Origin of the sequence: Mucilaginibacter sp. 14171R-50, assembly GCF_010093045.1 — a bacterium.
Lineage (GTDB): Bacteria > Bacteroidota > Bacteroidia > Sphingobacteriales > Sphingobacteriaceae > Mucilaginibacter.
The window spans coordinates 1,325,890-1,341,322 of the sequence record NZ_CP048115.1 but is presented as its reverse complement, the minus strand read 5'-3'; the positions used below and the strand labels follow the sequence as shown (position 1 = coordinate 1,341,322).

Genomic DNA, 15,433 nt, shown 5'->3' with positions numbered 1-15,433 from the left:
TGCGAAGAGCTTTTAAATAATTTAATGCGCCTCTAACCAATTCAACCCTGTACCAATTTCTACCATTATTGGCACTTCGGTTTTAATGGCGTTCTTCATGTTCTCCACAATGATAGGCTTTACAATTTCTATCTCGTGGTTAGGCACGTCAAACACCAACTCATCATGCACCTGCATGGTCATGCGGGCACCCAGCTTCAGGGCTTTAAACTCGCGATGAATGTTGATCATGGCTATCTTGATCATATCCGCCGCGGAGCCCTGTATGGGCGCGTTTATAGCATTTCGTTCTGCAAAGCCGCGTACGGTTTGGTTGGCGCTGTTAATATCGCGCAGGTAACGACGGCGGCCCATCAGCGTGCATACGTAGCCGTTCTCGCGGGCAAAGTTCATGGTATCGGCCATGTATTGCTTGATGCCGGGGTATTGTGCAAAATAGTTTTCGATGATCTCGGCCGCTTCCTTACGCGGGATGCCCAGGTTTTGCGATAACCCAAAGGCCGACTGCCCATAGATAATTCCAAAATTTACCGCTTTGGCATTGCGGCGCTGGGTACTGTCCACCTCATCTATACCAACCCCATACACTTTGGCAGCCGTGGCGGTGTGGATATCTATATTATCTACAAAAGCCTGGCACATGTTGGGGTCTTTGCTGATCTGGGCAATGATGCGCAGCTCGATCTGCGAATAATCGGCAGATACAATGCTGTGATTCTCATCGCGTGGGATAAAGGCTTTCCTCACCTCGCGGCCCCGTTCGGTACGAATGGGGATGTTTTGCAGGTTTGGATTATTAGAGCTTAACCTGCCCGTGGCCGCCACCGCCTGGTTATAGCTGGTGTGCACACGCCCCGTTTTAGGGTTCACCATGGTGGGGAGGGCATCTACATAGGTGGATTTCAGCTTTTGCAGTTGACGGAAATCCAGTATATCCCTTACAATATCGCTTTTAGCCGCAAGCGATAGCAATACGTCCTCGCCGGTTTGGTACTGCCCTGTCTTTGTTTTTTTGGCTTTTGGGTCGAGCATCAGTTTCTCAAATAGCACCTCGCCCAGTTGCTTTGGCGATGCGATATTGAACCTAACGCCCGCTTTTTCAAATACGGTTTTCTCCAATTTAGCGATATCGGTTTCTAGCTCTTTTGAAAATTCGCGCAGGGTATCATGGTCAATACGTACACCTTCGTGCTCAATATCGGCCAGCACGTATATCAGCGGGTTCTCGATTTTATGCAACAGGTCTTCTGCCTCTACTTCTTTTATCTTCGGCTCAAAAACGGTGCGTAGCTGCAGGGTAACATCGGCATCTTCGGCGGCGTAATCTTTTATTTTCTCGATCTCCACATCGCGCATGTTACCTTGATTCTTGCCTTTAGGGCCAATAAGCTCCGTGATTGAAACCGGCTTGTATTGCAGGTAATTTTCTGACAGGATATCCATGTTGTGGCGGGTATCAGGGTCTATCACATAATGCGCCACCATGGTATCAAACAGGTCGCCTTTCATTTCTACATCATACCATTTCAGCATCAGTATGTCGAATTTAAGGTTCTGGCCCGTTTTGCCAATATTAGGGTCTTCAAACACGGGTTTAAATTCGGCAACGATCTTTTTTGCTTCCGCCTCGTCGTGCGGAGCGGGCACATACCAGCCCTGGTGGTGCTTCACCGCGAATGATAAGCCTACCAATTCGCAATGATTGGCATCGGTGCCGGTGGTTTCGGTATCAAAGCAAAAGTGTTTTTGCTGTTTTAATATATTAATGAGTTCAGCGCGTTTTTCAAAGGTATCGGCCAAAATATATTCATGTTCAACAGTGTTGATATTTTTGATCTCAACTTGTGTTGGCGCTTCGTATATATCCTGCACATCAACCTCAAGTGTCGTACGGCCATCGGCCACGGGGTTGCCAAACAGGTCGGTTTGTACCGATACCGCCCGGGTTTCGGTAATGCTAAAATCGTCTCCAAATACACGGCGGCCTAATGTTCTAAATTCCAGCTCGGCAAACAGGGGCTCCAGCAGGTCTTTACTTGGCGCACACATCTCAAGCCCGGCTTCATCCAGCTCAACAGGCGAATTTAGATTTATGGTAGCCAGCTTTTTCGACATCAGCCCCTGCTCAGCGTATTGCTCCACGTTTTCGCGTAATTTGCCTTTTAGTTCGTGGCTATGAGCTATAATCTCTTCAACCGAGCCATATTGTTTAATCAGCGTTTTGGCTGTTTTTTCGCCCACGCCCGGTATGCCGGGAATCCCATCCACCGCATCGCCCCAAAGGCCAAGAATATCTATTACTTGTTCCGGGCGTTCGATCTCCCATTTCTCAAGCACTTCTTTCACGCCCAATATTTCCATATCGTTGCCCATGCGGGCGGGTTTGTAAATGCGGATATTTTCTGATACCAGCTGCGCAAAATCCTTGTCGGGTGTCATACAGTAAACCTGATAGCCTTTCTGTTCGGCTTTTTTGGCGAGGGTGCCTATGATATCATCGGCTTCATAACCATCGGAAGTGATCAGCGGAATGTTAAAACCCAAAACCACTTTAAATATGTACGGTAAAGCTTTGCTCAGATCCTCGGGCATGGCCTGGCGGTGTGCCTTGTAGCCTTCAAAATCGGTATGGCGTTCGGTGGGCGCATCGGTATCAAAAACCACGGCCATGTGGGTGGGTTTCTCTTTACGCAAAACTTCCAGCAGCGTATTGGTGAACCCCATAACCGCGGAAGTATTTAAGCCCCCCGAAGTAAAACGCGGATTTTTACTCAAGGCAAAATGCGCCCGGTATATCAGGGCCATACCATCCAATAGAAAAAGCTTCTTCATATTATTTGTTGATTGCACCGATTGTTGTGCGTTTACACCGATTTCTCAAAAATACAATTCACGATGTTAATATCGAACACAGAATTTCGAATATTAAATGATGAAGGGCTTCGGCGTTCGAAGTTCAACATTCGGGGTTCGATATTATTTTACCTAAAACTGCACTCGGGGATATGGTCGTTAACCATGCCGGTGGCCTGCATGTGGGCGTAGCAAATAGTGGTGCCGAAGAATTTAAAGCCGCGTTTTTTCATGTCCTTGCTTATTGCGTCCGATTCGGGCGTGCTTACCTGGGGGCCGTTGTATATAGTGATAGGTTTACCATCGGGCATAAAGCTGTACAGGTAATTATTAAACGATCCAAACTCCTTTTGCACCGCTATAAACAGCTGCGCGTTACGTATGGCCGCATCTATCTTTAAACGGTTGCGAATGATACCGGCGTCGTTCAACAAACGTTCCTTGTCCTTACCGTCAAACTTAGCCACCTTTTCTACATCGAAGCCGGCGAAGGCCTGGCGGTAATTATCACGCCTGCGCAAAATGGTTATCCAGCTTAAACCAGCCTGAGCCGATTCGAGGGTTAAAAACTCGAACAGCACCTTATCATCGTGCGTTACCTTGCCCCATTCCTTATCGTGGTATTCCATGTAAAGCGGGTCGGTACCACACCAGCGGCAGCGGATTAAGCCTGAAGTCGAAAGTCTTGAGTCTAAAGTCATCGCTTATTTAAATTTATCGGGGTTATTAATCATGTATATCAACAAATACCCTACTTCTTCACTTTGTTTATTAAGTTCATCATACTTCTCTCGCGTAATGTATTTACAAGCCAGTGAAACATCAAGCCAAGCCTGAGTTTCACCGTTTTCCATATCAGAATCAGTGAGCTTGTTAGCAAAATGATTAGGGTACTTCCTTTTTTTATAAGCTTCAGCAATGCATGCAAATACTGATCTGGAAGACCTTCTTATCTGATCTATCAAACTATATGTCTCCTCTTTCGGAAAAGTCTTTGTCAGCCAAAAGATTTCCATAGCAAGCGCGAACGACTTCTTATAGGCAATCAAATCTCTAAACGAACTCATGATAACAGATCTACGTTGGTTTTAAAGATAAAATTAATCTTGCCTTTTTACTAAAGACTTCAGACTTTAGACTCAAGACTTAGTTCATCCCAATACTCCACTGCTCTGCGGTAATGGGGAATAACGATAGAGCCGCCTACCAGGTTGGCTATCATAAAAACTTCGTTCATTTCATCGTGCTTTACACCGGCTTCGTGGCATTTACCAAGGTGATATTTAATGCAATCATCGCAGCGCAAAACCATTGATGCCACAAGGCCAAGCATCTCCTTTGTTTTTACATCAAGCGCGCCATCAGCGTAAGTAGTGGTATCTAATGCGAAGAACCGTTTAATATTGGTGTTGGCGGTTTCCATTATCCTGTCGTTCATTTTTGTACGATAGGCTTCAAAATCGTTTATTAATTGACCCATAGGGATGAATTTGTTGAGTTTATTTAATGTATAATTTAGTGTTTAAAGGTATAAATGTTTATTTTGATAGCGCCCGATTAATCATAAATTTACCATACAATTAAAAAATCACCATGGAAAGTTTATCACCAAATATTTTTGTAAACGACATGAAGGCCACCGTGGCTTTTTATAAGCTGCTGGGTTTCGAAACTACCATGAGCGTACCCGAAACGGGCGACGAGCTGGTTTGGGCAATGATGACCAGCGGCAAGGTCACGATGATGTTCCAATCGTACGAAAGTTTGGCTGATGAACTGCCCGAGATAAAGCGCACCGATGGCGGATCGTTATTGCTGTATATTAATGTTAGTGATATAACCGGATTGTTCGATAGGGTAAAGGATAGCGTGAAGGTACTTAAGGGACTTGAAAAGACTTTTTATGGCGCTACGGAATTTTCCATACTCGATAATAACGGTTATGTTTTAACCTTTGCACAACACCAATAAGTTAATGATCAGCTTTAAACGCGCCGACCACTTTCATGTATGTGTACCGCCCGAACGGCTGGAAGAAGCAAAGGATTTTTATAAAAACGTGATAGGGCTGGAGCTTATCGACCGGCCCGATCATCTTTTCTCATCTGCCGGGTATTGGTTTAATATTGGCGATATGCAGCTGCATATTGGTGTTGAACCCGCGTTACCACGCAGCATACGCCACACCGCTATGGAAGTTATTGATGTGGATGCCGCCCGCCGGCATCTGGAAGCTAACGATGTGGAAATAGTGGAAGAGCCTGTTATCCCCGGGCGGCGGCGCTTTGCCTTTATAGATCCGTTTGGTAACCGCATGGAGTTGCTGCAAATTACAGGCTGACGCCAACAGTTGGCGTGATTTGTGCATATGTAGGGATATGAAACTTATTTCGCCAAAACTGCATGGCATTATCGATTACCTGTTGATCCTGTTCCTGTTTGCATCGCCTACCTTATTTGCTATGCCCAACAATGTAAGCACCGATACTTACCTGCTGGCTGCAGTACAATTGATACTTACCATAGTTACCGATTATAGTTTTGGGATGTTCCGTATGGTGCCACTGGGCGTTCACCGCATTATTGAACTGATCATATCCCTGGGGCTAATCGTTTCTGCGTTTACCCTGTTTCAATACGACGAGCGGTCAAAGCCTTACTATTTAGGGCTGGGGGTAATTTGGTTTATTGCCGCCCTTTTTACCGATACCGACAAAAAGAGGGATGCCGTTAAAGCGCCAATTCTATAGCCGGGTCCCAAAAAAGCGCTTTAAAATTTTGCACCTGGTTATCTACCACTTCAACCCCCTCGCTTTGCAGCATTTGCTCCATGGTATTACCGCCAAAGTGGAATTTACCTGTTAACAGCCCCTGCTTGTTTAGCACACGATGCGCAGGCACGGGCGGGCTTGCAGTGCCGCAGGCCATCATGGCATACCCCACAATACGCGATGATTGTTTAGAGCCCAGGTAAGCTGCAATTGCGCCATAGGATGTTACCCTGCCCCTGGGTATCTGCCTTACCACGTCATAAACGTTATCAAAAAAATTATAATCGGGCATTGTGCTTAAAATGAGAATTTAAGGTAATTAATATTCTTATTATGCTGCAGGTATTTTTTTTCGTAATAGGTTTTTATAGAAAGCACTTCATCGGCATATTCCGAGTGGTAAAGGTCTTCGGTTTTGGCAAATAGTTTAAGATCGAGTTCGGCTATCTTATCTGCCGTGTAGGCATACAGGTCATCGTTATCGGTCTTCAGGTTAATGTAGCCGCCCGGTTTTAGCACTACATGGTACATGTTTAAAAACCGGGGAGATGTAAGCCTTTTTTTCTCGCGGCTTAGCTGCGGTTGCGGGTCGGGGAAGGTGATCCAGATCTCGTCAACCTCACCTTCGGCAAAATAATCTACCAGGTTCTCTATCTGCATGCGCAAAAAGGCAACGTTGGTAACGCCATCTTCCAGCGCGGTTTTAGCGCCGCGCCAAATACGGTTGCCTTTATAATCAATGCCGATAAAATTTTTACCTGGGAACATCCGTGCAAGGTTAACCGTGTATTCGCCTTTGCCGCAGGCCAGTTCTAATACAACCGGATTAGTGTTTTTAAAAAATCCTGCGGCCCAGTTGCCTTTAAACGGCTTGCCGGCATCTAACTGCAGTACATTGCTAAATGTTTCTATCTCGGCGAAGCGCCTTATTTTATCTTTTCCCATAAAAAAGCAAAAATAAGGATTTTGTGATTATTGTGTGTGCCCCGTTTTCTATCGCTGTCCTTTCTAAGCAGCGGGGAGAAATCTTGTTGATAATGCATTTGCGGCTTGTCATCCGAAAAACTTCTCACATACGTTCGAATGACATGCTATGATATGGAAGCATATAAAATAAAAAAGGGATAAACCCTGTGGGTCTATCCCTTTTCCGTTAAAACTGTGTTTCGCAACAGGGCTTTAAGATCTTAATATGGCTGATAGGCCGGTACATCGTCTTTTTCTAAAACTATCCCGGCATCCTTATCATCTTTCACTTTCTTTTTAAAAATATTCCCAAAAAGGTTTTTAGCCTTATCCCATACACTGCTTACCGAGTCTTCGCTAATGTAGTGCGATGCTTTTTGCGAAAGAATGCCTACCAGCGTTTTGATGATAAAATTTGAATGTCTGAATATGGTTTTATTGAGTGTTAAAGGCAATACAAACCTTGATAAAAGCCCTAAAAAATCCTGGTTAAAAAAGCCCGCACCTTGTATACCATCGGTTGCGGCCGATTTAGGGAACAACGAAAGGACTGTTGAAAATATGGCCGACGGCCCGCTAAAGCGCGCTTTTAAAGCAATGGCCTGTTCAGCCTCTAAATTTTTTAAACGGCCAATCTCGGCTTGCAACTCAAATATATTTCTGATAGGTGTTTCCATGTGCTTATTTAAATAACTTCCTGATCATGGCATTAATTAACGGCCTTTCGAAACTGCGTTTTGCTAACATTATAATAACGGCCATAAGCAGGTATAATAAAGCTACGCAGCCAAACCCCTGCCAGTACGAGTGCAGCACATCGGCCAGGAACAGCGCCAGCGTAAAACTGGCGAATAAGAAGGTTAATACCAGGCTTAGTATAATTACTATATCAATTAAAATATCAGCTAAAACTGATGTGCTGCGTTCAATCACTTCATACTTTAAAAGTTTAAAGCGCGTTTCAGCATAGTCTTTCAGCTGGTCAACAATCGGGCGCGTGGTTTCTGCTTTTTCCTGTTCCATATAAATTTGTTAGTACAGCCGGTTTATATGCCGGGCGGTAAGTTATGCGTGCTCCAGGTCGTCCTGATATTCTTCTTCAGCGCCTTTTACTTTGCTTTTTATATTCTCTACAACTTTATCTTTAAGGCCTACAAGCTTATCAATTTCGTTAGCGGCAGTTTCTTTGATAGAATCGCCAAGATTGCTTAATGATTCTGAAAGCTTATCGCGTGTTTCGATACCTTTATCGGGTGCAAATAAAATTCCCAGTGCCGCACCTGCCGCTAATCCTGCCAGTAGGGCGACAATAACTTTTGTGTTATCGTTCATATTGTATTAATTTTTAAGTTGAGTATTTGTTTTATAATTATTAAATATCTTTTCAAAAAGGATGCTACCCGCGTCATAATCAGTTCGGTATAAAACTACTGCATTTCGGGCCCCGTTCGTATCCGCTCCAGCCTGTCGGCCGCCATACGGTTAGTTTCATATATTTCTAACAACAGCAAGAAATACGATAATAACACCGGCCCAAAAACCAAGCCAAGAATACCAAACAGGGGCAAGCCAATAAACACCCCTACAACTGATATAATAGGGTGCGTATTGCCAATACGCTTATTGATTATCATACGCAACACGTTATCAACGTTGCCAATGAACAATAACCCCCAGGCAAGCAGCAATATACCTTTAATATTGTGCCCGCCTGCAAATAATATAACGCTGGCGGGTATGCACAGAGTTGGCGCCCCTACCACCGGCAAAAACGACAGGAACGCGCCTATAACTCCCCAAAAAATAGCATCGGGTATGCCAAACGCGTAAAAGCCCATTGCCAGCAATATCCCTTGGGTAATAGCGATAATACCCTGCCCCAGAACATTAGAATAGGTTGAATTGCGCAGTTCGGTAGCAAATTTTAAGGCATGTTGCTCCCGAAAGGGGGCGTACTTCAATAATCCTACTTCAAACTCGCGCATTTGCACAAACATAAAGTACAATAAAAAATACATTACCAATAAGGTAAGTATTATACTGGCCGCGCTGCCCAGCAACGATGGAAAAAGGTCGGCAGCATAGGCCCCCAACTTTTGTAAGGTATTTTCGGCAAAGTGCGGCTGATTTAAATTAGTTGCTGTAAATGCGTCTATCTTCTCGGTCCATTTATCAATATTGATAGACTCGCGGTTTAAGCTCCCAATTTTGCCTATCACCATAATGCTCAGCGACAGGAACGGGATAACAATTACGATGAGGGAAATTAATATAATGATGATGGTGGCCAGCGTACTGTTAAATTTACGCCGCTCGACCATGTACAGGTAAAACGGCCTGAAAATGGTAAAGAGCACGATTGCGCCCAATATTGAGCTAAACAGGTCGCTTAAAGCGTAGAGTAAAAAGCAACCGAGCACAACAATGCTTACCAGTATTATATTATTACGCTGCTTATAATTAAAAATAGACATCTATAAACCGGAAAGCTAATTGTGATACTAATATATAAACAAAAAAGCGCCAAAAAGTTTTTAGCGCCCCGGTCTCATTTTTTTATTTAAAGCCGTCAAGAAGTTTATCAATTTTCAGCGCCGATTGGGCCAGGCTCTCCAGGTAAATTTCAAAGTCGCCGTGTATACCCTCCACCTCGTACCTTAAGCCCTCTAATGCCAGTTGAATGTTCGATAGCTGGTTTTTGATATCGTGCTTTAACATATCCAGGTCAGTTTTATCTGCAGGGGTGTTTAAATCTTCGGCCATAACTATTTCAAATTGATCGCTTTCATTTTATTGTAAAGCGTTTTACGGTCGATATTCAAAATCTCGGCAGCTTTTGTTTTGTTAAAGTTTACTTCGCGCAGTACTTTCAATATGGTTTCGTGCTCGGCGCCCAAGGCAGCGTTTTTTAGATCGTGCTTAGGTTCCTTAACTTCGGTACTAACCAATGTGCCGGCAGGTTCAAACGATGATACCTTAAAGTTCGATATCTCGAGTGGCAGCGTTTTCATGGTGATCTCGTTACCCTCGCTTAACAAGGTAGCCCGCCGCACCACGTTTTTCATCTCGCGGATGTTTCCCTGCCAGCGGTAATTCATAAAACACTCCACCACCTCGGGTGCAAAACTGGTTACGTTACGGTCAAGTTCCTGGTTGGCAATCTTCAGAAAATGTTCGGCCAGCATCATAATATCGTTCCCACGTTCGCGCAAGGGCGGCATGTAAATACTAAATTCGTTAAAACGGTGATAAAGGTCTTCACGGAACTTGCCTTTTTGGATACCCTCCTGCAGGCTTTCGTTGGTAGCTATAATAATGCGCACATCAAGGTCTATCTCTTTGGTGCTGCCAATTCGCTTTACTTTGCGCTCCTGAACGGTACGCAGCAAAGCGGCCTGTATCTCATAGGATAGGTTACCCACCTCGTCAAGAAACAAGGTGCCGCCGTTGGCCATTTCAAAATGCCCTATCTTGGTATAAAGCGCCCCGGTGAACGATCCTTTTTCATGACCAAAAAATTCACTCGCGGCCAACTCTTTGGTAAGCGATCCGCAATCCATTGCCACAAAAGGCTGGTTGTGCCGCGGGCTGTTCTGGTGTATGCTTTTGGCAACCGACTCTTTGCCGGTGCCGCTTTCGCCCAATATGATAACACTGTAGTTGGTTGGCGCAACCAGTTCAATCTGTTTTAAAAGTTCTTTTGATGCGCGGCTGGTGCCAACCACAAACTCGCCCGACAGTACCTGCTTTTTACTTTCCTTTTGAGGCTTATCGCCCTGGCTGTAATCGTTATGGGTCATTTCCTGGAGTGCGTACTGCGTTTCAATGGCCTTGTTAATGGTATTTAATATCTCGTCGGGATAAAGGGGTTTGGTGATATAGTCGTATGCGCCCATTTTGATAAGCTCGACCGCCATTTTTATATCCGAGTACCCGGTAATGATAATAACGCCTGTTTTTGGATAAAGCGCTTTGATGTTTTTAAGCATTTCGCGGCCGTCGGTATCCTCCAGCCTAAAATCGCACAGCACCAGGTCAAAATCATTTTTTTTGAGATATTCCATCCCGGCGGCGCCATTTGCAGCTGTACTTACCTCAAAACCGTTACGTACCAAAAACTTTGATAGCAATAGCCCAACGTTAACTTCATCATCAATGATGAGTATTTTTTTCATATCAGCAGTTACTGTTTACAGGTAAATGTCTTACGCAGGTTAAGGTACAAATATTTGCTAATTTATCAGAATTATTATTGATATGGGCTAAAAAAACGGCTTTTGGGCGCAAAAAAAAGGGAGCTGTTACGCTCCCTTTTTACAATTGTTGTCTTTACAAGTCTGATTTCTTTTCTTAGAAGCCGTATGCAACACGCACACCTAAAAAGCTTGGCTTGCTGCTGTCAAGAGCGCTGTTAAATTTAGTAGTTGCCTCGTAACGTACGCCGGCATCAATAAAGTTACCGCTTGCACTAACCGGGAACTGAACACCAATTTGCGGCGCGTAAACAAACGCTACGGATTTATCTTTGTAGGTATCATCGCTGTTTAACAGGAATGATGCACCTGCTTCGCCCTGGATGTAAAAATTCTGAACCGGGAAGAATTTTAAACCTGCTTTTACCGGTAATAATTTAATATCGGTAATATCGGCAGCGGCTACACCACCTACATTCTTTTTACCAAAAATGTTATTGTAACCAGCGTTAACGGTAACAAATAGTTGTGTTGCCACAGGGATATCGGCCTGCACCGATCCACCTAAATTCCAGTTATGGGTATCTTTCAGATCGCCAACCGGTACGCCTGCGTCAACACCGATGCTGTAGCGTATGCCGCCATTTGTAGTTGTGCTTGTAGTTGTTGTTTGGGCATTAGCAGCGAATGATAGTCCGGCGAAAGCTAAGGCCAATGTTGCGATTTTTAATGTACTTTTCATGATATAATAATATTTAGATTAACGTGCTTTTTCGTTTGCACAGGGCAAAGTAAAGCACGAAATCGGGTACATTTATTCATCGGATTGTCACGAATATTCAATCGATTGATTAATAGGGAATTAATTTTGACCCATTTGGACAAATAGTCAGGGCAGTGTAAATAATGTGTTAAAAACCAGCTGGGTTTATGAAATTTGGATGAAAAGTAGCTGTCCCGTTCTCACACCAATGCAGCGGAAAACTCGAAAAAACTCGAAAAAATTCAACTTTTTTACCGGTTATTTACCGGCCTTTGAACGCCGCTTTACGCTTTTGCATAAACGCCGAAACGCCTTCCTTAAAATCTTCGGTACCGAAACATTTGCCGAACTCGCGGATCTCGGTCTCGAAACCATTGATACCTTCTGTATCAAAATCATTTACCGATTTGATCGCAGCTGCCAGGGCGAGCGGTGCGCGGGTTAAGATCTTGTTCATCACCTCTTCGGCCTTTGGCAACAAGTCATCCTGAAAAACAACATGATTAACCAAACCCGCGGTAAGTGCTTCGGCAGCGCTTAGCATATCAGCGGTCAGGATCATTTCCAATGCCTTTCCCCGGCCTACCAATTGGGTTAAACGCTGCGTACCACCGTAACCGGGAATTAAACCAAGCGTAACTTCGGGCAACCCCATTTTGGCGTTTTCAGACGCGATACGAAGATGGCAGGCCATTGCCAGCTCTAAACCGCCACCTAACGCAAAGCCATTTATAGCTGCGATTACCGGCTTATTGCCATGGGCAATTATATCAAATACGGTTGATTGCCCTGTGCGGGCCAGTTCGGCACCACCCTGTACGTCAAGATCAGCAAATTCAGCAATATCCGCCCCGGCAACAAATGCCTTGGTACCTGCGCCGGTAATGATGATCCCGCGCACACTATCATCTTTAAAAGCCGCGGTGAATGCCTCGTGCAGTTCGGCAAGGGTAAACTGGTTAAGGGCGTTCAGCTTGCTTTCGCGGTTAATGGTTATATAATGTATGCGGCCCCTGGTTTGGGCCAGTATGTTTTCAAATTCCATGATCCGGTAAATTAAAAGTTGCGGTTTGTATGCACCCAGTTGGTAATATAGGTAACGATATCGGCCGTACTGGTACCCGGCGGAAACAGTTCGCCTACACCTATCTTTTTCAGTTCGGCCATATCATCGGCAGGGATAATGCCACCACCCGTAAGCAGCACATCATCCATTTTTTTCTCTTTCATTAGCGCCATCACCTTCGGGAAAACCGTCATGTGCGCGCCAGACAGTATCGAAATACCAATGGCATCCACATCTTCCTGCAGGGCTGTGTTCACAACCATTTCGGGCGTTTGCCGCAGGCCGGTGTATATCACTTCCATACCGGCATCGCGCAGGGTGGTGGCAATAATACGTGCACCGCGGTCGTGCCCGTCCAGGCCTACTTTAGCTACTAATACGCGTATAGGGCGGTTAAATTGGTTATCGCTCATGTAAAACGAATTGGTTGGTGTAAAAGTAAGAAGAAAAACGTTGGAATTATGATTACGCGGCTTAAAGGAATATCCTTATCACGAGCGGGCAGCGCAATCTCGAAGCAATATCGTTATGATAGGCCTGTGCCAAAATGAACGTTGGTCCGCTCAATTGCCGCGGAGGGCTGTTACTTTGTCTTGATACAAAGTAACCAAAAATCAAGTCAGCAAAAAGGCTTCTTTTTCGCACATGGCCTTTGCCCTGCAAACCGGGCAGAACCACGGGCTGGAATCTTTTGCCCCTGCTGCGCACACACGCCGCACGCTTCAGCAAAACTTCCTATGCCCCTGCCGCGCATAAGCCCCACCACGTTCTGCCCACTTTCACCCGAAGCTGTTTTGCTGACGTGGAGAAAAAGAAACTCTAAATAAGGAAAATCCCATATCAGGGTTCAGACAATCTTCGCGTTAGGGATTGCAGCGGATACCGGCACCGTGGCTAAAGCCTGTGCTGTATGAGCGTAAAGCCCGGCCCACAGGGAACGCCCTTAACAGTTTGCAATTGTGAGCGGGCAGTTTCAGTTATATATCATATTCTATTATTTCTATTTACATCCAATTCCGATTATGTATAACACTGTCTAAAAATGTATTATTTCCGTACTTTTGATCCCATCATGAGCGAAGAAAGATCACTTAATTTTTTAGAGGAGATTATTGAGGCGGATATTGCCGCCGGCAAAAACGACGGCCGGGTGTTAACCCGTTTCCCGCCCGAGCCTAACGGTTATCTGCACATTGGCCACGCTAAAGCCATATGCCTTAGCTTTGGCCTGGCACAAAAATATAATGGCAAAACAAATCTTCGTTTCGACGATACCAACCCCGCTAAAGAGGAAGTTGAATACGTAGATAGCATTAAAGAGGACGTAAAGTGGCTGGGCTTTGAATGGGCCAAAGAGTGCTATGCGTCCGACTATTTTGACCAATTATACAACTTTGCCGTTGAGCTGATAAAACAAGGCCTTGCTTACGTTGACGACAGCAGCGCCGAAGAAATTGCCGCGCAAAAAGGCACGCCTACCGAACCGGGTGTGGCTAACCAATACCGCAGCCGCTCGGTTGAAGAGAACCTGCAGCTATTTGCCGATATGAAGGCCGGTAAATACCCTGACGGCGCAAAGGTATTACGCGCTAAAGTGGATATGGCATCAACCAATATGCACCTGCGCGACCCGTTGATGTACCGCATTAAGCATACACACCACCATCGTACGGGTGACACCTGGTGCATTTACCCAATGTATGATTTTGCCCATGGCCAAAGCGACGCCATTGAAGAAATTACCCACTCGATATGTACGGTTGAGTTTATCCCCCACCGCCCGCTTTACGATTGGTTTATTGAGAAACTGCACCTGTTCCCGAGCAAGCAGTATGAGTTTGCCCGCCTTAACCTTAACTATACGGTAATGAGCAAGCGCAAGCTGCTGCAACTGGTTGAGGAAGGACACGTAGATGGCTGGGACGACCCGCGCATGCCTACCATTAGCGGCCTGCGCCGCCGTGGCTATACGCCTGCCAGTATCCGTGAGTTTTGCGAGCGTATTGGTGTAGCCAAGCGCGAAAACATGATTGATGTGGGCTTGCTGGAATTCTGCATCCGCGAGGACCTGAACAAAACCGCATGGCGCCGTATGGCTGTGCTTGACCCGGTTAAGCTGATCATCGATAACTATCCCGAAGGAAAAACCGAGGTGTTCCATGGCGAGAATAACCCCGAGGCAGAAGGTGGCGATGGCAGCCGCGAGTTTCCGTTTGGCCGCGAGCTTTGGATAGAACGCGACGATTTTATGGAGGAGCCAACCAAAAAATACTTCCGCCTGGGCATTGGCCTGATGGTACGATTGAAAAGCGCTTATATTATTAAGGGTGAAAGCGTTGTTAAGGATGCCGACGGCAACATTACCGAGATACATTGCACGTACATCCCCGAGTCGCAAAGCGGGAACGATACCAGCGGCATCAATGTAAAAGGGACCATACATTGGGTGAGCGCCGAACACGCCAAAACTGCCGAGGTTCGCCTGTACGACCGCCTGTTTAAGGTGGAAGACCCAAGCAACGAGGACGGCGACTTTAAGGATTACATTAACCCCAACAGCCTGCAGATAATCCCAACGGCTTATATAGAGCCCGACCTGGCAAACGCCAAAGTAGGCACGCCGGTGCAGTTTATGCGTAAAGGTTACTTTACGCTCGACAAAAACTCGACCCCGGATAAACTGGTGTTCAACCGCACGGTTACGCTAAAAGATGGCTGGGTGAAGAAAGGTTAAGCTGAACAATAAACCACAGAAGGCTAAAGGTTGAACTTTAGCCTTTTTTGTATCCTGATCTTTACAAAATAAAAATTTTGAGCTATT

Annotated in this window: 19 protein-coding genes; 4 read left to right on the top strand and 15 right to left on the bottom strand. The window is 45.3% G+C overall.

What is annotated here, in order from left to right; genetic code table 11:
- Positions 1-21: 21 nt before the first annotated feature.
- The 4 genes from polA to GWR56_RS06170 form a co-directional block, all read right to left on the bottom strand.
- Complete coding sequence (polA, locus tag GWR56_RS06185) at positions 22-2,832, bottom strand: DNA polymerase I (RefSeq protein ID WP_162430266.1); 2,811 nt, start codon at positions 2,830-2,832, stop codon at positions 22-24.
- A gap of 149 nt (positions 2,833-2,981) precedes the next feature.
- Positions 2,982-3,554, bottom strand: coding sequence for a DNA-3-methyladenine glycosylase I (locus GWR56_RS06180; protein ID WP_162430265.1), 573 nt, complete (start codon positions 3,552-3,554; stop codon positions 2,982-2,984).
- 3 nt (positions 3,555-3,557) lie between these two features.
- Positions 3,558-3,920: a four helix bundle protein gene (locus GWR56_RS06175; RefSeq protein ID WP_162430264.1), complete on the bottom strand. Its 363-nt coding sequence runs from the start codon at positions 3,918-3,920 to the stop codon at positions 3,558-3,560.
- A 59-nt stretch (positions 3,921-3,979) separates the two neighbouring features.
- On the bottom strand, positions 3,980-4,333 hold the full coding sequence (locus tag GWR56_RS06170; RefSeq protein ID WP_117392098.1) for a carboxymuconolactone decarboxylase family protein: 354 nt from the start codon (positions 4,331-4,333) through the stop codon (positions 3,980-3,982).
- Positions 4,334-4,446: 113 nt separating this feature from the next.
- On the opposite strand from GWR56_RS06170, the gene GWR56_RS06165 reads away from it, so the two are divergent.
- Genes GWR56_RS06165 through GWR56_RS06155 form a run of 3 tightly spaced genes read left to right on the top strand, consistent with a single transcriptional unit; the run spans position 4,447 to position 5,603 of the window.
- Positions 4,447-4,824, top strand: coding sequence for a glyoxalase/bleomycin resistance/extradiol dioxygenase family protein (locus GWR56_RS06165; protein WP_162430263.1), 378 nt, complete (start codon positions 4,447-4,449; stop codon positions 4,822-4,824).
- A gap of 4 nt (positions 4,825-4,828) precedes the next feature.
- A complete protein-coding gene (locus tag GWR56_RS06160) occupies positions 4,829-5,194 on the top strand; it encodes a VOC family protein (protein WP_162430262.1) in 366 nt (121 codons plus the stop codon).
- Positions 5,195-5,231: 37 nt separating this feature from the next.
- Positions 5,232-5,603, top strand: a complete 372-nt coding sequence (locus GWR56_RS06155; protein ID WP_162430261.1) for a hypothetical protein — start codon at positions 5,232-5,234, stop codon at positions 5,601-5,603.
- Here GWR56_RS06155 and GWR56_RS06150 read toward each other — a convergent pair.
- The 11 genes from GWR56_RS06150 to GWR56_RS06100 all read right to left on the bottom strand — a co-directional run bounded on the left by GWR56_RS06150 (position 5,584) and on the right by GWR56_RS06100 (position 13,025).
- Positions 5,584-5,916 carry an MGMT family protein gene (locus GWR56_RS06150; protein ID WP_162430260.1) on the bottom strand — a complete coding sequence of 111 codons (333 nt, stop codon included), beginning with the start codon at positions 5,914-5,916 and terminating at the stop codon, positions 5,584-5,586. The two genes, GWR56_RS06155 and GWR56_RS06150, sit on opposite strands and share 20 nt — an antisense overlap.
- A gap of 5 nt (positions 5,917-5,921) precedes the next feature.
- Positions 5,922-6,569 (bottom strand): tRNA (guanosine(46)-N7)-methyltransferase TrmB, encoded by a 648-nt coding sequence (trmB, locus tag GWR56_RS06145; RefSeq protein ID WP_162430259.1) that lies wholly within the window; start codon positions 6,567-6,569, stop codon positions 5,922-5,924.
- 242 nt (positions 6,570-6,811) lie between these two features.
- Positions 6,812-7,267 (bottom strand): hypothetical protein, encoded by a 456-nt coding sequence (locus GWR56_RS06140; RefSeq protein WP_202925381.1) that lies wholly within the window; start codon positions 7,265-7,267, stop codon positions 6,812-6,814.
- Positions 7,268-7,271: 4 nt separating this feature from the next.
- Complete coding sequence (locus tag GWR56_RS06135; RefSeq protein ID WP_162430258.1) at positions 7,272-7,613, bottom strand: phage holin family protein; 342 nt, start codon at positions 7,611-7,613, stop codon at positions 7,272-7,274.
- Between the two features lie 42 nt (positions 7,614-7,655).
- A complete protein-coding gene (locus GWR56_RS06130; RefSeq protein WP_162430257.1) occupies positions 7,656-7,922 on the bottom strand; it encodes a YtxH domain-containing protein in 267 nt (88 codons plus the stop codon).
- A 95-nt stretch (positions 7,923-8,017) separates the two neighbouring features.
- Complete coding sequence (locus GWR56_RS06125; protein WP_162430256.1) at positions 8,018-9,064, bottom strand: AI-2E family transporter; 1,047 nt, start codon at positions 9,062-9,064, stop codon at positions 8,018-8,020.
- Between the two features lie 82 nt (positions 9,065-9,146).
- Entirely contained in the window at positions 9,147-9,353 is a 207-nt protein-coding gene (locus tag GWR56_RS06120) for a hypothetical protein (protein WP_162430255.1), read from the bottom strand.
- Between the two features lie 2 nt (positions 9,354-9,355).
- On the bottom strand, positions 9,356-10,765 hold the full coding sequence (locus tag GWR56_RS06115) for a sigma-54 dependent transcriptional regulator (RefSeq protein ID WP_162430254.1): 1,410 nt from the start codon (positions 10,763-10,765) through the stop codon (positions 9,356-9,358).
- A 175-nt stretch (positions 10,766-10,940) separates the two neighbouring features.
- Positions 10,941-11,525, bottom strand: coding sequence for an outer membrane beta-barrel protein (locus GWR56_RS06110; protein ID WP_162430253.1), 585 nt, complete (start codon positions 11,523-11,525; stop codon positions 10,941-10,943).
- A 283-nt stretch (positions 11,526-11,808) separates the two neighbouring features.
- On the bottom strand, positions 11,809-12,591 hold the full coding sequence (locus GWR56_RS06105; RefSeq protein WP_162430252.1) for an enoyl-CoA hydratase/isomerase family protein: 783 nt from the start codon (positions 12,589-12,591) through the stop codon (positions 11,809-11,811).
- Positions 12,592-12,602: 11 nt separating this feature from the next.
- A complete protein-coding gene (locus GWR56_RS06100) occupies positions 12,603-13,025 on the bottom strand; it encodes a cobalamin B12-binding domain-containing protein (RefSeq protein ID WP_162430251.1) in 423 nt (140 codons plus the stop codon).
- Positions 13,026-13,684: 659 nt separating this feature from the next.
- Here GWR56_RS06100 and GWR56_RS06095 point away from each other — a divergent pair.
- Positions 13,685-15,346 (top strand): glutamine--tRNA ligase/YqeY domain fusion protein, encoded by a 1,662-nt coding sequence (locus GWR56_RS06095; protein ID WP_202925380.1) that lies wholly within the window; start codon positions 13,685-13,687, stop codon positions 15,344-15,346.
- Positions 15,347-15,433 lie beyond the last annotated feature (87 nt).